Origin of the sequence: Phenylobacterium sp., from assembly GCF_035276905.1 — a bacterium.
Classification (GTDB): domain Bacteria; phylum Pseudomonadota; class Alphaproteobacteria; order Caulobacterales; family Caulobacteraceae; genus Phenylobacterium.
Genome location: NZ_DATELG010000326.1, coordinates 1 through 17,406 on the forward strand (window position 1 = coordinate 1; position 17,406 = coordinate 17,406).

General features: G+C 71.4%; 20 protein-coding genes and 1 pseudogene. 7 read left to right on the forward strand and 14 right to left on the reverse strand.

The window, feature by feature from the left end:
- Positions 1-33: 33 nt before the first annotated feature.
- Positions 34-979 (reverse strand): annotated as a pseudogene (locus VJS38_RS21025) (GlxA family transcriptional regulator).
- Positions 980-1,060: 81 nt separating this feature from the next.
- Between VJS38_RS21025 and VJS38_RS15295 the strand changes: the two are divergent.
- Entirely contained in the window at positions 1,061-1,741 is a 681-nt protein-coding gene (locus tag VJS38_RS15295) for a DJ-1/PfpI family protein (RefSeq protein ID WP_324089013.1), read from the forward strand.
- On the opposite strand, the gene VJS38_RS15300 is transcribed toward VJS38_RS15295, so the two are convergent.
- From VJS38_RS15300 to nadA, 5 genes are all read right to left on the reverse strand, one after another.
- Positions 1,742-1,972, reverse strand: a complete 231-nt coding sequence (locus tag VJS38_RS15300) for a hypothetical protein (protein ID WP_324089014.1) — start codon at positions 1,970-1,972, stop codon at positions 1,742-1,744.
- 1 nt (position 1,973) lies between these two features.
- Positions 1,974-2,147, reverse strand: coding sequence for a hypothetical protein (locus VJS38_RS15305; RefSeq protein WP_324089015.1), 174 nt, complete (start codon positions 2,145-2,147; stop codon positions 1,974-1,976).
- A 79-nt stretch (positions 2,148-2,226) separates the two neighbouring features.
- Entirely contained in the window at positions 2,227-3,072 is an 846-nt protein-coding gene (gene nadC / locus VJS38_RS15310) for a carboxylating nicotinate-nucleotide diphosphorylase (RefSeq protein WP_324089016.1), read from the reverse strand.
- Positions 3,069-4,607: an L-aspartate oxidase gene (locus tag VJS38_RS15315; protein WP_324089017.1), complete on the reverse strand. Its 1,539-nt coding sequence runs from the start codon at positions 4,605-4,607 to the stop codon at positions 3,069-3,071. Before VJS38_RS15315 ends, nadC begins: the two co-directional genes overlap by 4 nt.
- A complete protein-coding gene (gene nadA, locus VJS38_RS15320) occupies positions 4,607-5,692 on the reverse strand; it encodes a quinolinate synthase NadA (RefSeq protein WP_324089018.1) in 1,086 nt (361 codons plus the stop codon). The genes VJS38_RS15315 and nadA overlap by 1 nt, the downstream gene beginning before the upstream one ends.
- Before the next feature lie 333 nt (positions 5,693-6,025).
- On the opposite strand from nadA, the gene VJS38_RS15325 reads away from it, so the two are divergent.
- Entirely contained in the window at positions 6,026-7,018 is a 993-nt protein-coding gene (locus VJS38_RS15325; RefSeq protein ID WP_324089031.1) for a cell wall hydrolase, read from the forward strand.
- Positions 7,019-7,217: 199 nt separating this feature from the next.
- Here the strand turns inward: VJS38_RS15325 and VJS38_RS15330 are convergent, their stop codons facing one another.
- Both VJS38_RS15330 and trxB read right to left on the reverse strand, forming a co-directional pair.
- Entirely contained in the window at positions 7,218-7,415 is a 198-nt protein-coding gene (locus tag VJS38_RS15330) for a hypothetical protein (protein ID WP_324089019.1), read from the reverse strand.
- Positions 7,416-7,523: 108 nt separating this feature from the next.
- On the reverse strand, positions 7,524-8,537 hold the full coding sequence (gene trxB / locus VJS38_RS15335) for a thioredoxin-disulfide reductase (protein WP_324089020.1): 1,014 nt from the start codon (positions 8,535-8,537) through the stop codon (positions 7,524-7,526).
- A 35-nt stretch (positions 8,538-8,572) separates the two neighbouring features.
- On the opposite strand from trxB, the gene VJS38_RS15340 reads away from it, so the two are divergent.
- The 4 genes from VJS38_RS15340 (at position 8,573) to VJS38_RS15355 (ending at position 10,923) form a co-directional block, all read left to right on the forward strand.
- Entirely contained in the window at positions 8,573-8,779 is a 207-nt protein-coding gene (locus tag VJS38_RS15340; RefSeq protein WP_324089021.1) for a hypothetical protein, read from the forward strand.
- A 46-nt stretch (positions 8,780-8,825) separates the two neighbouring features.
- Positions 8,826-9,887 (forward strand): pseudaminic acid synthase, encoded by a 1,062-nt coding sequence (pseI, locus tag VJS38_RS15345; protein WP_324089022.1) that lies wholly within the window; start codon positions 8,826-8,828, stop codon positions 9,885-9,887.
- On the forward strand, positions 9,884-10,468 hold the full coding sequence (gene pseH / locus VJS38_RS15350; RefSeq protein ID WP_324089023.1) for a UDP-4-amino-4,6-dideoxy-N-acetyl-beta-L-altrosamine N-acetyltransferase: 585 nt from the start codon (positions 9,884-9,886) through the stop codon (positions 10,466-10,468). Before pseI ends, pseH begins: the two co-directional genes overlap by 4 nt.
- A gap of 98 nt (positions 10,469-10,566) precedes the next feature.
- Positions 10,567-10,923 carry an endonuclease domain-containing protein gene (locus VJS38_RS15355; protein ID WP_324089024.1) on the forward strand — a complete coding sequence of 119 codons (357 nt, stop codon included), beginning with the start codon at positions 10,567-10,569 and terminating at the stop codon, positions 10,921-10,923.
- Positions 10,924-10,983: 60 nt separating this feature from the next.
- On the opposite strand, the gene VJS38_RS15360 is transcribed toward VJS38_RS15355, so the two are convergent.
- Entirely contained in the window at positions 10,984-11,700 is a 717-nt protein-coding gene (locus tag VJS38_RS15360) for a glycosyltransferase family protein (protein ID WP_324089032.1), read from the reverse strand.
- Between the two features lie 67 nt (positions 11,701-11,767).
- Here VJS38_RS15360 and VJS38_RS15365 point away from each other — a divergent pair, with 67 nt between their 5' ends.
- A complete protein-coding gene (locus VJS38_RS15365) occupies positions 11,768-12,742 on the forward strand; it encodes a phytanoyl-CoA dioxygenase family protein (protein ID WP_324089025.1) in 975 nt (324 codons plus the stop codon).
- A 10-nt stretch (positions 12,743-12,752) separates the two neighbouring features.
- Here the strand turns inward: VJS38_RS15365 and pseG are convergent, their stop codons facing one another.
- The 5 genes from pseG to carB form a co-directional block, all read right to left on the reverse strand.
- A complete protein-coding gene (pseG, locus tag VJS38_RS15370; RefSeq protein ID WP_324089026.1) occupies positions 12,753-13,781 on the reverse strand; it encodes a UDP-2,4-diacetamido-2,4,6-trideoxy-beta-L-altropyranose hydrolase in 1,029 nt (342 codons plus the stop codon).
- A gap of 71 nt (positions 13,782-13,852) precedes the next feature.
- Positions 13,853-14,326 carry a transcription elongation factor GreA gene (greA, locus tag VJS38_RS15375; protein ID WP_324089027.1) on the reverse strand — a complete coding sequence of 158 codons (474 nt, stop codon included), beginning with the start codon at positions 14,324-14,326 and terminating at the stop codon, positions 13,853-13,855.
- Positions 14,327-14,515: 189 nt separating this feature from the next.
- On the reverse strand, positions 14,516-15,013 hold the full coding sequence (locus tag VJS38_RS15380) for an AAA family ATPase (RefSeq protein ID WP_324089028.1): 498 nt from the start codon (positions 15,011-15,013) through the stop codon (positions 14,516-14,518).
- A 155-nt stretch (positions 15,014-15,168) separates the two neighbouring features.
- Entirely contained in the window at positions 15,169-15,339 is a 171-nt protein-coding gene (locus VJS38_RS15385; RefSeq protein ID WP_324089029.1) for a hypothetical protein, read from the reverse strand.
- Between the two features lie 271 nt (positions 15,340-15,610).
- On the reverse strand, positions 15,611-17,406 hold a 1,796-nt coding region (gene carB, locus VJS38_RS15390), incomplete at its 5' end, for a carbamoyl-phosphate synthase large subunit (protein ID WP_324089030.1).

Sequence of the window (17,406 nt, forward strand, 5' to 3'; positions counted from 1 at the left end):
GCCGCTGCGCGGCTTCCGGGATGACGCCGTAATTTAAGAGCCCCGCACTCCCCGCCTTAGCGCCTGCGGCGGCTGGCCGAAGGCGCGCAGGAAGGCGCGGCGCATGCGTTCGGGGTCGCGGAAGCCGGTCGCCTCCGCGATCCGGTCGATCGGCTCGCGGGTGGTCTCGACGCGCAGCCGGGCGGCCTCCAGCCGCAGGCGCTCGACCGCCTTGGCCGGCGTGGTCCCAGTCTCGGCGGCGAACGCCCGGGCGAAGTGGCGCGGGCTCATCGCCGCCTGCTCGGCCAGGCGCTCGACGCCCAGCGGTTCGGCCAGGCGCTCCCGCGCCCAGTCCAGCAAGGCGCCGAAGCGGCCGCTCGCCCCGCCCAGCTCCAGCAGCTCGGAGAACTGCGACTGGCCGCCGGGCCGGCGGTGGTGCACCACCAGCTGCCGGGCGGTGCGGCGCGCCACCGCTTCACCCAGGTCCTCCTCGATCAGCGCCAGCGCCAGGTCGATGCCGGCGGTGATCCCGGCCGAGGTCCAGACCGGCCCGTCCTGCACATAGATGCGGTCCGGCTCGAGCCGCACCTGGGGATAGAGCCGCGCGAAGTGCTCCGAGCCCCCCCCAGTGGGTGGTGGCGCGACGGCCGTCGAGCAGCCCCGCCTCCGCCAGGACATAGGCGCCGGAGCAGACGCTGGCGATGCGCCGGGCGCTCTTCGCCTGCCGCCTGAGCCAGACGGTGAGGCCCGTCAGCCCCTCCGCCGCCCGCGCGCCTTCGCCGCCGGCGACCATCACCGTGTCGTAGCGGCCGGCGTCGAGCGTTTCGGCCGCCACCGCCACGCCGGAGGAGCTGGCCACGAGGCCGCCGCGCGGCGCGAGCAGCCGCACGTCGTAGGCTCCGGCGACGAAGCGGCTGGCGATCTCGAACGCCGCCAGCGGCCCCGTCGCGTCGAGGATCTGGAAGCGCGGGAAGACGACCATCGCCAGGCGACGGCTCATGGCGGGAAACGAGGGAACAAAGTCATTTCAGCCGCAGGCTAGGCCTGGAAGGATCGCGGCGTCAATTCACGGAGGCCGTCCATGCTGGAGATCGTCATCGCCCTCTATCCCGGCGTCACCCACCTCGACTTCACCGGGCCGCATCAGGTGCTGAGCCGCGCGCCGGACGCCCGGGTCACCGTCGCGGCGATGGGCGGCCGCGACGTCGAGGCCGAGGGGCTGGTGTTCACCCGGCTGGCCGACCTCGCCGCCGTCGAGCGCTGCGACGTGCTGCTGGTCCCGGGCGGGGCAGCCGCCGTCGAGGCGGCGCTCGACGAGGCCTTCGTGGCGCAGGTCCGCCGGCTGGGCGCCGGGGCGCGCTACCTGACGTCGGTCTGCACCGGCTCGCTGATCCTCGGCGCTGCGGGTTTCCTGCAGGGCCGGCGCGCCGCCTGCCACTGGGCCTGGCGGGACCTGCTGCCGCTGTTCGGCGCCGCCGTCGACGAGGACCGGGTGGTGCGCGACGGGAACGTCTTCACCGGCGGCGGCGTGACCGCCGGCATCGACTTCGCCTTCACCCTGCTGGCGGAGCTCGCGGGAGAGACGACCGCCCAGGGGGTGCAACTGGGCCTGGAGTACGCCCCCGAGCCGCCGTTCCACGCCGGGCGTCCGGAACTGGCGCCGCCGGAGGTGCTGGCGGCCTACCGGGCGCGGCTGGCGCCGTTCGCGACGCGGCGACGGGCGCAGGCGGAAGCGGCGGCGGCGCGGCTGGAGCGGGCGTAGCTACGGCTTGCGCCGCTGGGCGCTGTTCTCCTGGTGGATGTGCTTGGCGTCCGGGTCGTGGCCGTGCTTGCGGTCGCGCTCGCCGCCGCCGCCGGAGACGTGGGAGTAGGGGGTGTTGGTCGGCTCGCCGGCGAGGCGGTGGTCGGCGCGCTTGAGCTCCGGCTTGGTGCGGTCCTCGTGGCTGGCGCCCGGGCCGCCCCAGCGATGGGTGTTGGGATGCTTCTGCGGCATGTCAGCGATCCTGCTGATAGCCCTGGTTGCGGGTGTTCTGGTGGATGTTCCCGTGCCGGCCCTGCTCCTTGAGGTTCATGTCCGGGCGACGGCCGCCGCCCGCGCCTTCGATGTGCGGCTTGTCGCCGGGACGCGACCGCTGTTCCGGCGGGATCGGGGGAGCTTTGGAGCCCATGTTCGCCTCCTTGGGATGAGGAGAGTGAACCCGGGCGGGGTGGGGCGGTTCCTACGGCCGAGATCGGGACCTGTCCCGCTCAGAGCGCGTCCAGGCCGATGTCCAGCACGCTGACGGAGTGGGTGAGCGCGCCGACGCTGATCACGTCGACGCCGGTCTCGGCGATGGCGCGGACGGTCTGAAGATTGACCCCGCCCGAGGCCTCCAGCACGGCGCGGCCGCGGGCGCGGCGGACCGCCTCGCGCAGGTCGCCCAGGCTGAAGTTGTCGAGCAGCACCACGTCGGGGCCGTGCTCCAGCGCCGCGTCCAGCTGGTCCAGCCCGTCGATCTCGACCTCGACCTTCATCAGGTGGCCGGCGAAGGCCTTGGCGCGGCGCACCGCCTCGCCCACCGAGCCGCAGGCGGCGACGTGGTTGTCCTTGATGAGGATGGCGTCGTCGAGGCCGAAGCGGTGGTTGACCCCGCCGCCGCAACGCACGGCGTATTTCTCCAGCGCGCGCAGGCCCGGCGTAGTCTTGCGGGTGTCGACGATGCGGGCGCCGGTCCCGGCGACGGCCTGGACGTAGGCGTTGGTCAGGGTGGCGACGCCCGAGAGGCGGCCCAGCAGGTTCAGCCCGGTGCGCTCGGCCGAGAGCAGGGCGCGGGCGTCGGCCTCGACCCGGGCCAACTGGGTCCCGGGCTGGACGGTCTCGCCGTCGGCGACGATCGTGACGAAGGTCGCCTTCGGGTCGAGCTCCAACACCGCCAGGCGCGCGCAGTCGAGGCCGGCGACCACGCCGGGCTTGCGGGTGGCGAAGACTGCGGCGAGCCGCGCCTGGGCGGGGATGCAGGCCTGGGCGGTGACGTCGCCGGCGCGGCCGAGGTCCTCGGCCAGGGCGGCGCGGACGATCGGGGCGATCAGCAGGTCGGGAAGCGGTTCGATCATTCGGCGGCGAATCTCAGGGCGCCCGCAGGGGCGTCGACGTCGGCCAGGCGCACGAAGGTCCGGCGCGGCTCCGAACCGGCTTCGCCGTCGGCGCGGAAGTGGCCGCCGCGGCTTTCGGTGCGGGCGAGCGCGCAGGCGACCACCAGGCGGGCGGCGACCAGCGCGGCGCTGCGGCCGTGTGCGGCCTCCATCGCCTGAATCACCGCCAGCAGGTTGGCCAGGCCCTGGGCGTCGCGGACCACGCCGGCGTGCTGGCTCATCAGCTTGCGGAGTTGCTGCAGAGCCTCCGGCGGCAGCGTCGGCGGAACAGTCCCGCGCTGCGGGTGGCTCCCGGCGTCGGCCTGCGCGGCGGCGGCGCGGCCGGCGCGGGCGCCGAAGACGGCCGCCTCCAGCAGCGAGTTGGACGCCAGGCGGTTGGCCCCGTGCACGCCGGTCGAGGCGCATTCGCCGGCGGCGAACAGGCCCTCCAGGCTGGTGCGGCCGTCGGCGTCGGTGACGATCCCGCCCATGTGGTAGTGGCAGGCCGGCGCGACCGGGATGGCTTGCGTCCGCGGATCGATCCCGCCGCCCAGGCAGGCGGCGAAGACGCCGGGGAACTCCTCCGGAAAGTGCGCGCCCACGGCCTCGCGCGCGTCGAGGAAGGCGCCGCGGCCGGCGGTGCGCTCGGCGTGGATGGCGCGGGCGACGACGTCCCGCGGCGCCAGCTCGGCCTTCTCGTGGTAGCGGCCCATGAAGCGCTCGCCGGCGGCGTTGACCAGCACCGCGCCCTCGCCGCGCAGCGCCTCGGTGGCGAGCGGGGCCGGGTCGCGGCCGATGTCGATGGCCGTCGGGTGGAACTGCACGAACTCCGGGTCGCCGATCAGGGCGCCGGCCATGGCGGCCAGGCCCAGGCCGTCGCCGACCAGCTCGGCCGGGGTGGTGGTCTCGGCGTAGAGCCCGCCGATTCCGCCGGTGGCCAGCACCACGGCGCGGGCGACGATCTCGGTCGGCTCGCCGGCGATCTCGGCGATCACCCCGCGGACACGGCCTTCCGCATCCTGGAGCAGCGCCTGCAGGCGCGCGTTCGTCCGCACCTCGATGTGACGGGCGGCCATCGCCGCCACGGTCACGGCGTTCATGATCTCGCGGCCGGCCTGGTCGCCCTTCACCCGGGCCACGCGCGCGCGGCTGTGGGCGGCCTCCAGGCTCTGGGCGAAGCCGCCGTCGGCCGCGCGGTCGAAAGGCGCGCCGAGGTCGGCCAGGGCGCGCACCGCGGCCGGGCCTTCGCTGGCGAGCAGCAGGGCCATGTCGGCGTCCACCAGGCCCGCGCCGGCCGCCACGGTGTCGGCGGCGTGCAGTTCCGGCCCGTCGTCGTCGGCCAGCGCGGCGGCCAGGCCGCCTTGCGCCCAGGCCGAGGAGCAGCCCTGGTTCAGCGGCGCGCCGGTGAGCACCAGCACCTTGGCGGGCGACGAGGCGAGGGCGGCGGTCAGCCCGGCCAGGCCTGCGCCCACCACGACGACGCCGTCGTGGCGCTGATGGGGGCGAAGACGCTTCATCAGATCAGCTCCACGTCCACATGTCGCCGCGCCTTGACCAGGTCATAGCGCGCGGGGCTCGCCGGCGGCGGCAGGTCGACCATCCGCTGCACCGCCAGCCGCGCGCGCTCGGCGATCGCCGGATCGACGGTCACCTCGTAGCGGTCGTTCACCAGCGCCTGGTAGATGTTCTCGAGGCTGATCCGCTTCATGTGCGGGCACAGGTTGCACGGGCGGACGAACTCGGTGTCGTGCGCGTCGGCGGCGACGTTGTCGGCCATCGAGCACTCGGTGATCAGCACCACCTGCTTCGGCTTGCGCTGGATGACGTAGTCGTTCATCGCCGCGGTCGAGCCGGCGAAGTCCGAGACCTCCAGCACCTCGGCCGGGCATTCCGGGTGGGCCAGCACCTCGGCGCCGGGGTAGGCGGCCTTGATCTCCAGGATGTCGGCGGCGGTGAAGCGCTCGTGCACCTCGCAGCGGCCCTTCCAGGCGATGATCCCGACCTCGGTCTGGCGCGCGACGTTGCGGGCCAGGAACTCGTCGGGGATCAGGATGACGCGGTCGACGCCCCATTGGCGGGCGGCTTCCTCGACCACCTGCACGGCGTTGGCGCTGGTGCAGCAGATGTCGGTCTCGGCCTTCACGTCGGCGGTGGTGTTGACGTAGGTGACCACCGGCAGGCCCGGATAGCGCTGCTTGATCAGCCTAACGTCCGCGCCGGTGATCGACGAGGCGAGCGAGCAGCCGGCCTGAAGGTCCGGGATCAGGACGCGCTTTTCCGGCGACAGGATCTTCGAGGTCTCGGCCATGAAGTGGACGCCCGCCTGGACGATCACCTTGGCGCGCGACTTGGCGGCTTCCTTGGCCAGGCCCAGGCTGTCGCCCACATAGTCGCCGACGCCGTGGAAGATCTCCGGCGTCATGTAGTTGTGGGCGAGGATGACGGCGTCCTTCTCGCGCTTCAGCCGGTTGATCTCGGCGATCAGCGGCGCCTGCAGCCGCCATTCCATCGGCGTGATGTGCCGCTTCACCTTCTCCCAGGCCACGGCCGTCTCGGCCTCGACCTGCGGGGTGAAGTCGAACTGGAACCCGTCCGCGGCCATGGCGTCCTCCTTATGCTCAAAGTGAGCATTTCACCGGCCTAAAAAAGACGCCAAGAACCTCTCCCTGGCGCGCCTATTATGCTCACTGCGAGCATAACCGACCTGTCACATATAGCGCGGGTTGCCTTCGGCGCAAGACGAAACACATATGCGCATTCCGCCGGAGGGGGCGGCCGCATTTGAGCTGCGGCCGAGCTTCTTCAACATTTCAACGACTTTGCGTCGCAACACCGCCGCCCGCCGCTGGCAAACGCCCGGCGCCTTCACAATCGCGCGAGAATTCCTCTGATCCCCAAGACCGGCATAGCGGCCCTGGCGACGTTCGGCGTGGCGATGATCCTCGTCGGCTCCTGCATGTCCGGCGGCCATCCCTACGTAGCCGTCGACAAGAAGGCGCTCGCGCCGCCGAAGACCGCGGCCCCGCCGCAACTGCGGCCGCTGTCGGCCTCCCCGCCGGGATCGACGCCGGCCGCGGCGCGGACGGCCGAGCAGCTCAATGCGCAGCGGCCCTTCGACACCGGGCCGATCCGGCCGATGCGACCGTTCGTCTTCAGCGGCGACGCCGAGGATCGGGCGCGGGCCGAGGACTGCCTCAGCCAGGCGGTTTATTACGAGGCCGCGCGCGAGCCGCTGAAGGGCCAGCAGGCGGTGGCCCAGGTGGTGCTGAACCGGGTGCGCCACCCGGCCTATCCGAAGTCGGTCTGCGGCGTGGTCTACCAGGGCTCGGCCAATCCGACCGGCTGCCAGTTCACCTTCACCTGCGACGGCGCCCTGCGCTGGCGCCCGGAGCCGGCGCTCTGGGAGCGCGCCCAGGCGGTGGCCCGGCGGGCGCTCGCGGGCTTCGTCGACCGCGACGTGGGCTCGGCCACCCACTACCACGCCGCCTATGTCGCCCCGGCCTGGGCGCCCAGCCTGGTGAAGACGGTCCAGGTCGGGCAGCACATCTTCTATCGCTGGACGGGATCGTGGGGCGAGCCCGCCGCCTTCACCGGCCGCTACGCCGGCCGCGAGGCGGTGCTGACCCAGGCGGTGCTGAAGGCCGGCGATCCCGAGAGGCCTGCGCCGCGCGAGGTCAAATTGGCGGTCGGCGGCGAGGTGCGCAGCTACAAGGTCGCCGATCCTGCCGCGCCGGGCGGCGTGCGCGGCCGGGTGCAGGGCGTGCTGACGCCCACCCGCCGTCAGGCCACGCCGGAGGAGATCCAGCGGATCAACGACCACCTGGCCGAGCTGTCGGCGCGGCTCGAGGCCCAGAAGCCGGCCGGACCGCCGGTCCTGGGCGCAGCCCAGCCGGCGACGCCGAGCGCGGCGACGGACACGCCGGGGTGAGGAAGATCCCCCCTTGCAAGGGAGCGCGATAGCAAACGCCGAACGCCCCCTCAGTCAGCTTCGCTGACAGCTCCCCCGTTTCACGGTGGAGCATCTTGGCGCTCAGATCCTCCCCCGCGAAGCGGGGGAGGTGGCTCGCGTAGCGAGACGGAGGGGGCGTTCGGCGTGGGCCAATTCCTTCCCCTCCGAGAGCCTCTTCCTACTCCGCCGGCTTGAACGTTCGTGGCTCGCGCGGCGGTTCGTTGCGCTGCACTTCGGCGGCCAGCTTCCGCCAGCCCTCCGCGATGCTCAGATAGACTTCCTTCTCGGCCTGGCTGGCGGCGCGGGCGGCCATTCGCATGACCGTCTCGGCCTGGGCCAGGTAACGCTCACTGTTTCTCATGACGCCGACACGCAACTGCGCCCCTCTCTCCAAGAGGTGCGGACAAGGAGTGACTGCCTGCCGTCCGCCGAGGGCCAAAGTTTGGCGTTTGGTGAAGCTTGCGAACGATCCGCCGGGCGCGCCCTACCAGACGCCTATTTTCTGGGCTTCCGCATGGCTCATGGGGTGATGCGCCTTCTTGTGGTCTTCCTCGGCCAGGAAGCGCACGGCCTCGAGCGCGGCCATGCAGCCCATCCCCGCGGCGGTCACCGCCTGCCGATAGACGTCGTCGGTGACGTCGCCGGCGGCGTAGACGCCCTTGATCGCCGTGGAGGCCGTGCCGGCCTTCACCTTCAGGTAGCCTGAGGCGTCCATCTCCAGCTGGCCCTTGAACAGCTGCGAGGCTGGGGCGTGGCCGATGGCGATGAAGACCCCGTCGCAGGGGATCTCGCGCGTCTCGCCGGTCTTGACGTTCTTTACCCGCACGCCCGTGACGCCCATCGGGTCCTGGGCGCCCAGCACCTCGTCGACGGCGCTATCCCAGACCACCTGGATCTTCTCGTGGTTCAAGAGCCGCTCCTGCAGGATCTTCTCGGCGCGGAACTCGTCCCGGCGGTGCACGACGGTGACCTTGGAGGCGAAGTTGGTGAGGAACAGCGCCTCCTCGACCGCGGTGTTGCCGCCGCCGACCACCACGACCTCCTTGCCCCGGTAGAAGAAGCCGTCGCAGGTGGCGCAGGCCGAGACGCCGAAGCCCTGGTACTTCTGCTCGGAGTCCAGGCCCAGCCACTTGGCCTGGGCGCCGGTGGCGATGATCAGGGTCTCCGCCAGCCACACCTGTCCTGAGTCGCAGGTCAGCCTGAACGGACGCGAGGAGAGGTCCGCCTCGACGACGATGTCGGTGACGATCTCGGTTCCGACGTGCTCGGCCTGGGCCTGCATCTGCTCCATCAGCCAGGGCCCCTGGATGACCTCGGCGAAGCCCGGATAATTCTCGACGTCGGTGGTGATGGTCAGCTGGCCGCCGGGCTGGATGCCCTGGATCAGCACGGGCTTGAGCAGCGCGCGGGCGGCGTAGACGGCGGCGGTGTAACCGGCTGGGCCCGAGCCGATGATGAGGCAGCGGACGGAGCGGGGTGCGGAACGTTCTGAAGGCATGTCCGTAATGTAGGGAAGATTCTGGAGCAGTGCGAATGGATGACCATGTGAAACAGCTCGGCATCGTCGCAGGCGCAGGCGCAGCCCTCGGCGTCGGCCTGGCGCTCGGCCTGGGCTTGCGGATCGTGGCCATGGGCGCGCTGCTGGGCATCGGCGCCGGGGTTGTGCTGGGCGCGGCGGCGGGGTTGAGGGAGCGCGGGGCGCGAAGGATCGCCGGCGAGACCCAGGCGCTGCTGCACTGAACTTCCCTCCCCATTAAGGCAGGGAAGACCTAGACTCCGAGTCGCCATGTCCGCACCTGCGCCTGAAATCGAGATCGCCGGCCGCCGGATCGGGGCCCGCCATCCGCCGTTCGTGATCTGCGAGCTGTCGGGCAACCACAACGGCAGCCTGGAGCGAGCGCTCGCGATGATCGACGCGGCGGCCGCGACCGGCTGCGACGCGATCAAGATCCAGACCTACACCGCCGACACCATCACCATGGACGTCGACCGGCCGGAGTTCCGCATCGCGGGCGGACTGTGGGACGGGCGCAGCCTCTACGAGCTCTACCAGGAGGCCCAGACGCCCTACGAATGGCACCCGGCGCTGTTCGCGCGGGCCCGCGCGCTGGGCGTCATCCTGTTCTCCAGCCCGTTCGACGAGAGCGCCGTCGACCTGCTCGATGAGCTCGGCGCGCCCGCCTACAAGATCGCCTCGTTCGAGGCCGTCGACCTGCCGCTGATCCGCCACGCGGCGTCGAAGGGCAAGCCGCTGATCATCTCCACCGGCATGGCCAACCTGGCCGAGATCGAGGCCGCCAAGGCAGCGGCCCTGGACGCCGGCGCGTCGGGCGTGGCGCTGCTGCACTGCGTCTCCAGCTATCCGGCGGCGCTGGAGGACGCCAACGTCCGCACCGTGGCCGACATGGCGCAGCGCTTCGGCTGCCCGATCGGGCTTTCCGACCACACGCCGGGGACGGCGGCTTCCGTGGCGGCGGTGGCGCTGGGAGCCTCGGTGATCGAGAAGCACTTCACCCTGGCGCGCGCCGACGGCGGGCCTGACGCGGCCTTCAGCCTGGAGCCCGCCGAGTTCGCCGCCCTGGTGACGGATTGCAGGGCGGCGTGGGCGTCGCTGGGGCGGGCGCACTACGACCTGCTGGGCGCGGAGCGCGGCAACGTCGCCTTCCGCCGTTCGCTCTATGTCGCCGCCGACGTGGCGGCCGGCGAGCCGCTGAGCCGCGGGAACGTCCGCTCGATCCGCCCCGGCCTCGGCCTTCCACCCGCCGAGCTGGAGACGGTGCTGGGCCGCCCCGCCGCCCGCGACCTCGTCCGCGGCGAGCCGCTCAGCTGGGACATGGTCGGCGGATGAGCGTCCGGCTCCGCCTCGTCGAGGCCGCCGACAGCGCCCGCCTGCTGCGCTGGCGCAACTCGGCCGAGGTCGCGGCCTTCATGTACTCCGACCACCAGATCTCCCAGGCCGAGCACGACCGCTGGTTCGCCGCCGCCATCGCCGCGTCCGACCGCCGCTACTGGATCATCGAGGCTGACGGCGAGCCGGTCGGCCTCGCCAACCTGGCGCGCATCGACCTGAGCGCCCGCAAGTGCGAGTGGGCGTACTACCTGGGCGAGCCCTCGACCCGGGGCAAGGGCCTGGGCGCGGGCGTCGAATACATCGTCCTGCGCCATGTCTTCGAGAGCCGCGGACTGAACAAGCTCTGGTGCGAGGTGCTGGCCGGCAACGAGGCGGTCTGGAAGATGCACCAGTCCTTCGGCTTCGTCCGCGAGGCCCTGTTCCGCGACCACGTGCTGAAGGACGGCCGGCTGCAGGACGTGGTGGGGCTGGGGATGCTGAAGAGCGACTGGGATGCGGCGCGGCCCGCGATCGAGGCGCGGCTGCGTCGGCTGAAGGGCAGGGGCCTGGCGCCGGAGGAGCTGCCGGACGCGCCGTAGCCGAACGCCCTCAGCCAGCTTCGCTGACCGCCCCCGTGCGCGAGGGAGCATTTTGGCGCTCAGATCCTCCACCGCGAAGCGGGGGAGGTGGATCGCCGATGGCGAGACGGAGGGGGCGTCTCTGCGCTAGCGTCAAGCTATGCGCCAGCCGCAAGCACATTTGGCGCGAGCTAAAGCGCAGCGCTGGCCAGGGCCCGAGGTTCCGCCGCCAGCATCCCTGCGGCCCGTATATCCTCGATTTCTACTGTTCACAGGCGCAGCTCTGCATCGAGATTGACGGCTATGCACATGGGACAGATGACCGGCCAGAACGCGACGAGCGCCGGGACGCGTACCTTGCCGATCTCGGTATTTGCGTGGAACGCCTCGCCGCCCAGACCGTGCTCCAGGACCCGCATGCGGTGGCGCACGGCGTGATCGTGCTTGCGGCAGAATTGATGGCCGCAAAGGCTTGAACGCCCCCTCAGTCGCTTCGCGACAGCTCCCCCGTTTCACGGTGGAGCATCTTTGCGCCCCTACACCCGCCGGTCGCCGCCCCAGTTCGCCCATTCCGGATGCGCCCGCACGAACGCCCGGATGTCGTCCGACGTGAACGCCGGGTTCTGCGGGTAGAGCGCGTCGTAGACCGCGCGGACGAACTCCAGGTCGTCGGGCCGGTCGACGGTCCAGCGGATGTCGCCCTCGTCGACGGGAGGCTCGAGCCGGGCGATGCGGTAGCGCTCCGGGTGGTTCCAGACGCCCCAGGTGACGTGCTCGTGCTCCTCGGGGCTCGCCGCCTCGGCGCCGGCCCGGCGCAGGGCCTGGGCGGTGATCACTTCGACGTCCTGGCCCTTGGGGAAGCCCGCCGCGACCAGCCGGTTCTGGCTGTAGTCGGCGCCGCGCGCCAGGTGCAGGGCGATGGTGGCGTCGATCAGCTCGGGATCGATCAGCGGACAGTCCGCGGTCAGCCGCACGACCTGCTCGGCGGGGAAGGCGGTGAGCGCCCTGAGGAAGCGGGCCAGCACGTCGTCCAGGGGGCCGCGGAACGCCTCGACGCCCGCGGTTTCCAGCACCGCGACCAGCGGATCGTCGCTCGGCTGGTCGCTGGTGGCCACCACCAGCCGGTCGATGCGGCGGCTGCGCCGCACGCGTTCGATCTGGCGCAGCACCATTGGCGCGCCGGCGAGGGGCTTCAGCACCTTGCCCGGCAGGCGGGTGGAACTCATCCGGGCCTGGAGCAGGGCGAGGATCAGGGGAGGTCTCCGTGTACCAACTGTCGCTGCGGCCATTTGGCGTAAGCGGAGCTTAACGCGAGTCTGCTTGAATCCCCTGGTCGAGCGGGGGACCGACATGAACGCCTTGGCCAAGACCGACTACGCCGCCTGGAGTTTGTCGGAGGCCGTCGTCTCGGACTTCGTCCGCAAGGGCGCGCACATCTTCGACGAGCGGCTGGACGAGCACGGCTGCGCCGAGCTGCTGGCCCAGATCCGCGCCACCCGCCGCTTCGACGAGAGCCTGTTCCTCAGCGAAGCCGAGTTCGACGCGAACCCGCAGCATGTCGGGGTGAACCCCCGGCCCGGCCGCAACCTGCTGGAGCGGCTGGAGGCCAAGCTGGGCTTCGTCGAGCGCTCGCCGCAGATCGTCGAGGCGCTCTGGAGCCTCTTGGGGCCCGACTACCGGATCCTCGACAAGAAGGTGGTCTGCGACGTGCCGGCGCGCTCGCTTCCGGCTTGGCTGAAGCGGCGCATTCACGGCGACCCGGTGAACAACCTGGGCGCCTACGTCCGCCCCGAGCACCGCGACATCACCTATTTCTACGGCATCGACTTCCACCAGGACCTGATCGACTACAAGGACCGGGAGGCCGACTTCATCACCCTCTACGTCTACCTGCATCCGGTGACCGAGCAGGACGCGCCGCTCTACCTTCTGGAAGGCAGCCACCGGCTGGGCGGGGCGGTGTTCCCGCACGACCTGAAGCGCACCGGGCCGGACTGCTGGCGCTACCGCAACGGCCGGCACGGCGAGATGTACCTCACCCAGCGGGTGCTGACCGGCGAGACGGGCTTTGCGGCCATGTGGCACGCCTGCGCCCTGCACGGCGCCCAGCCCGACGCCGCCGACCACGAGCGGATCTCGCTGCGCTACCTGATCGGCCGCGGCGAGGCCGCCGCCGCCGGCATCGACGCGGTCAACGCCACCCTGGCGGGACCGGCGAGCCTGGCCGACACGCGCAAGGACCTGGCCGCGGACGGCTCGGCGCAGCTGCGCGGGAACGTGGTGCTGGAGGGGTAGTCCCGGCCCATCAAGGGAGGGAGATCCTTTGCAGGAACGCGGTCGCCGTGCGCGCCGCGCCCTGGCCGTCGCACAGCTCGGAGCTGCGCGCGGCGAGCGTGCGGCGCAGGTCGTCGTCGACCATCAGGCGGGTGAGGCCGCGGTCGAACTGGGCCTCGAAGCCGGCGGCGCCCCCGTCCACCACAAGCGCCGCGCCGCGCGCGGCGAGCGTCTCGGCCGCGGCGCGCTGGTTCTCCGTCAGGATCACCTGCAAGGTGGGCAGGCCGAGCGTGCAGCGCTCCCACGTCGAGGAGCCGGCGCCGCCGACGGCGATGTCGGCCTCGGCCGTCAGCCTGGCCATGTGCGGGCTGTCGACGTGGATCGTCAGCCGCCCGTCGCGCCGGGCGACCTTGGCGAGCCCCGGGAGGCTGGGGGCGCCGGCGCCCAGCACCACGTCGAGCGCGGTCTCGCCGACCCGCAGCCGCAGGCGCTCGATGATGCGCGCGGTGATCCCGCCGACGTCGGTCAGGCCCATGGAGACGAGGATCCGCTGCACCGGCTCGCCGCGCCAGGCCAGCGCCGTCTCGCGCAGGGCGGCGAACTCCGGCCGCACGGGGGCGAAACCCGGGCCGAGCAGCAGGCGGGCGCTCTCGGGCAGCAAGCCCTCGTAGTCCTCCGCCGTCCGCGCCGGCCCGGAGTCGACCACGATGTCGGCGCCCAGCGGACGGTCGGCGAGGTCGTCGATGACCAGCACCGGACGGCCCTGGCCCATGGCGCGATGGTCCCGCGAGCTGAGGCCGTAGTGGTCGAAGACGACGGCGTCGAACGGCTCGGCGCCGACCGCCGCGGCGAGGTCGCGCGGCTCGGTGGAGGCGGCCGCCAGCCGGGCGGCGCCGGGGGCGAAGGCGTCGAGCAGGACGCTGACCGCCGGCGGCCCCATGAAGGTGCAGGCCGCGCCCTGGGCGCTGAGCGCGCCTGCCAGCGTCAGGGAACGCATGACGTGGCCCCCGCCGACGCGCGGGCCGGCGTCGACGACAAAAAGGATTCGCGGTCCGGACATGCCCCGCCCAATCCCCTGCAATCGCGGCGGCTATGGGGCGGGCAAGCGCCGCGGCGCTCGCCCGCGGCGAATCAGATCCACTCGACCTTGACGATCTCGTAGGCCTTCACGCCGCCGGGCGTGTTGACCTCGACCACGTCGCCGCTTTCCTTGCCGATGATCGCGCGCGCGATCGGCGAGGTGACGGAGACCTTGCCGCGCTTCACGTCGGCCTCGTGCTCGCCGACGATCTGGTAGCGGGCCTCTTCCTCGGTGTCCTCGTCGACCAGCGACACCGTCGCGCCGAACTTCACCTGGTGGCCCGAGAGCTTGGAGACGTCGATCACCTGGGCGCGCGCCATCCGGTCCTCGATGTCGGCGATCTGCCCCTCGATCCAGCCCTGGCGTTCCTTGGCGGCATGGTACTCGGCGTTCTCCGAGAGATCGCCGTGCGAGCGCGCCTCGGCGATCGCCGCGATCACCGCCGGCCGCTCGAGGGTCTTCAAACGCTTCAGCTCTTCGTCGAGGGCTTGATAGCCCTCGGCGGTCATCGGGACTTTTTCCATAGAGGTGATGACTCGAAGTTCGCCCTAGTTGAGATGCTTGGCTGCACCGGCCGCGGGCGCAGGCGTCCGGGGGGTGAGACATTAGAATTGTGCGGCGCAAAACTCAAGGCCGCCGGGAAGCGGTGGTATTCGCTTCCAGTTATGCATCATCCGGCGCGGCTTCAACCGCGCCGATGCGATTTCGCCGCCTCAGCTTTCGCTGACGATCGCCCCCGCCAGTTCTTCGGGCGTCGGCGCCTCGAACACGCCCTCGACGAACTCGAACATGTCGGGCGTGACCTGCAGGGCGAAGGACTTGCCGTGCACCTGGGTGCGCTCGGCCACCCGGGCGCGGCGCGCGTCCTGCGGCGCGGTGACGAAGTGCCATTGCAGCGGCAGCTCGACCGCCTCGGCGATCTCGCGGATCCGGTCGCGGTCGGCCTTGCGCATCAGGCCGAGGTCGAGAATCACCGAGGTCCCGGTCGCCATCACCGCCGCGGCCGTCGACCAGATCTGCGCCTCGCAGCGGCCGACGCGTTCGACCAGCCAGGGGTATTCCACCTGGGCCGGGATGTCGGGTCCGTAGAGCCGAGCCATCCATTCGTCGAGGATGAAGGCGACCGCGGCCTCGCGCCGGGCGAAGGCGTTGGCGTAGGTCGTCTTGCCGGCGCCCGAAGGCCCGAAGATCACGTTCAGGGTGGCGGTCATGGGCGCGGTCGTTACTTCAGACGGCGGCCCGCGTCGATGCGCAAGATGCCCCCACGCTCCCACGAGGAGCGCATGTCCCCAGCCCGTGATGCGCATTCCGCGCCGGGCCGGACCCGCTCGGGATCCGGCGCTGGCGCGGGCGCCCGACGTGCCCGCTACTTGAGGTAGCTGGGCGTCGAGCCGGTGTTGATGATCCCGTAGATCAGGCCGACCGCCAGGATGGCGATGGCGATGACCATCAGGACCCCGATCAGGTTCTCGAACCGCTGCGCGAGGTGGCGATTCTTGTGGTGATGATGGTGCTCAACGTCATGTTCAGTTGACATGCGGCGTCCTCACAATCCCCTGCCAAAGGACAAGAGTCCCTCGCCGGACTGCGACAAGCGTCTACTGGACCGCCTCGGCCGCACGCTCACAAAAACGCCGCCGGGGCGTCCACAAACGCCGGCCGTAGCCGGACGATAGGAGGAGGTTGCGCCTGTAACGAACCTCGGTCAACGACGAGTTTTGACGTACCCGCCGAACTCCACCACAAGATTTGGCAAATTCGTCAAAAAGAGGCCCGCCCGACCGCCGTAAGGCCGGGCGGACGGCGGATCAGGCGTAGCTCTGCAGCGGCCGCACTTCGAGCGGGCCCTCGGCGGTGGCGACGATGGCCTGGGCCGCCGCCAGCGCCCCGGCGGCGGTGGTGAAGTAGGGGATCTTCATCATCAGCGCGGTGCGGCGGATCTCGAACGAGTCGACCAGCGACTGCTTGCCCTCGGTGGTGTTGAAGACGAGCTGCACCTCGCCGTTCTTCATCGCGTCGACGATGTGCGGCCGGCCTTCCAGCACCTTCTTGACGACCTCGACGGGGATCCCCTCGTCGGCCAGGTAGCCGCCGGTGCCGCTGGTGGCCAGGATGCGGAAGCCCTGGGCGACGAGCAGGCGCACCGGCTCCAGGATCCACGCCTTGTCGGCGTCCTTCACCGAGACGAAGAGGCAGCCCTCGCGCGGCAGGATCGTGCCGCCGCCGAGCTGGCTCTTGGCGAAGGCGCGGGCGAAGGCCGGGCCCCGGTCCTCCCCCTCGCGCACCCAGTCCAGGCCCATGACCTCGCCGGTCGAGCGCATCTCCGGGCCCAGCACCGTGTCGACGCCGGCGAAGCGGGCGAAGGGGAAGACTGCCTCCTTCACCGCCACGTGGTCGAAGGGCGCCTCGGCCAGGGCGAAGTCCGCCAGCGGCTTGCCGGCCATCACCTTGGCGGCGATCGCCGCCAGCGGACGGCCGATCGTCTTGGCGACGAAGGGCACGGTGCGGCTGGCGCGCGGATTGACCTCCAGCACATAGATGCGCGGGCTCTCGGAGTGCGGCTCCTCGATCGCGAACTGCACGTTCATCAGGCCGCGGACGTTCAGCGCCCGGGCCATGGCCTCGGTCTGGCGCTTCAGCTCGGCGATGGTCTCGGCTTTCAGCGAGAACGGCGGCAGCGAGCAGGCGCTGTCGCCGGAGTGCACGCCGGCTTCCTCGATGTGCTCCATCACGCCGGCGACGAAGACGGCCTCGCCGTCGCAGATGGCGTCGACGTCCACCTCGGTGGCCCGGCTCAGGTACTGGTCGATCAGCACCGGCGAGTCGCCGGAGACCTGCACGGCGGTGCGGATGTAGCGGTCGAGCTGCTCGTCGTCGCGGACGATCTCCATCGCCCGTCCGCCCAGCACGTAGGACGGGCGGATCACGACGGGGTAGCCGACCTTGTGCGCGCCCTCGAAGGCCTCGTCGCGCGAGCGGGCGATGGCGTTCACCGGCTGGGCGATGTGCAGCTTGTGCAGCAGCTGCTGGAAGCGCTCGCGGTCCTCGGCCAGGTCGATGGCGTCCGGGGTGGTGCCGAGGATGGGAATCCCCGCGTCCTCCAGCGGCTTGGCGAGCTTCAGCGGCGTCTGGCCGCCGAACTGGACGATGACGCCCAAGAGGGTCCCGCGCGAGCGCTCGACCTCGATCAGCTCCAGCACGTCCTCGGCGGTCAGCGGCTCGAAATAGAGGCGGTCGGAGGTGTCGTAGTCGGTCGAGACGGTCTCGGGGTTGCAGTTCACCATGATCGACTCCACGCCGATCTCGTCGAGCGCGAAGGCCGCGTGGCAGCGGCAGTAGTCGAACTCGATGCCCTGGCCGATCCGGTTCGGCCCGCCGCCCAGGATGATGGCTTTCCGGGCGTCGGACGGCTCGCTCTCGCAGTCGGGGATCTGGCCCAGCGCGCCGGTCTCGTAGGTGGAGTACATGTAGGGCGTCTCGGCGCGGAACTCGCCGGCGCAGGTGTCGATGCGCTTGAAGACCGGCCGCACGCCCAGCGCCCGCCGTTGGTCGCGCACCTCGGCCTCGGCGGCGTGGACCGGCTTGGCCATCCGGGCGTCGGAGA

What these genes read in the sequence shown, in the direction of transcription:
- VJS38_RS15295 (WP_324089013.1), top strand. Translation starts at nt 1,061, where the DNA reads ATGCTGGAGATCGTCATCGCCCTCTATCCCGGCGTCACCCACCTCGAC.
- VJS38_RS15300 (WP_324089014.1), bottom strand. Translation starts at nt 1,972, where the DNA reads ATGCCGCAGAAGCATCCCAACACCCATCGCTGGGGCGGCCCGGGCGCC.
- VJS38_RS15305 (WP_324089015.1), bottom strand. Translation starts at nt 2,147, where the DNA reads ATGGGCTCCAAAGCTCCCCCGATCCCGCCGGAACAGCGGTCGCGTCCC.
- nadC (WP_324089016.1), bottom strand. Translation starts at nt 3,072, where the DNA reads ATGATCGAACCGCTTCCCGACCTGCTGATCGCCCCGATCGTCCGCGCC.
- VJS38_RS15315 (WP_324089017.1), bottom strand. Translation starts at nt 4,607, where the DNA reads ATGAAGCGTCTTCGCCCCCATCAGCGCCACGACGGCGTCGTCGTGGTG.
- nadA (WP_324089018.1), bottom strand. Translation starts at nt 5,692, where the DNA reads ATGGCCGCGGACGGGTTCCAGTTCGACTTCACCCCGCAGGTCGAGGCC.
- VJS38_RS15325 (WP_324089031.1), top strand. Translation starts at nt 6,026, where the DNA reads ATGATCCTCGTCGGCTCCTGCATGTCCGGCGGCCATCCCTACGTAGCC.
- trxB (WP_324089020.1), bottom strand. Translation starts at nt 8,537, where the DNA reads ATGCCTTCAGAACGTTCCGCACCCCGCTCCGTCCGCTGCCTCATCATC.
- VJS38_RS15340 (WP_324089021.1), top strand. Translation starts at nt 8,573, where the DNA reads ATGGATGACCATGTGAAACAGCTCGGCATCGTCGCAGGCGCAGGCGCA.
- pseI (WP_324089022.1), top strand. Translation starts at nt 8,826, where the DNA reads ATGTCCGCACCTGCGCCTGAAATCGAGATCGCCGGCCGCCGGATCGGG.
- pseH (WP_324089023.1), top strand. Translation starts at nt 9,884, where the DNA reads ATGAGCGTCCGGCTCCGCCTCGTCGAGGCCGCCGACAGCGCCCGCCTG.
- VJS38_RS15355 (WP_324089024.1), top strand. Translation starts at nt 10,567, where the DNA reads ATGGCGAGACGGAGGGGGCGTCTCTGCGCTAGCGTCAAGCTATGCGCC.
- pseG (WP_324089026.1), bottom strand. Translation starts at nt 13,781, where the DNA reads ATGTCCGGACCGCGAATCCTTTTTGTCGTCGACGCCGGCCCGCGCGTC.
- greA (WP_324089027.1), bottom strand. Translation starts at nt 14,326, where the DNA reads ATGGAAAAAGTCCCGATGACCGCCGAGGGCTATCAAGCCCTCGACGAA.
- VJS38_RS15380 (WP_324089028.1), bottom strand. Translation starts at nt 15,013, where the DNA reads ATGACCGCCACCCTGAACGTGATCTTCGGGCCTTCGGGCGCCGGCAAG.
- VJS38_RS15385 (WP_324089029.1), bottom strand. Translation starts at nt 15,339, where the DNA reads ATGTCAACTGAACATGACGTTGAGCACCATCATCACCACAAGAATCGC.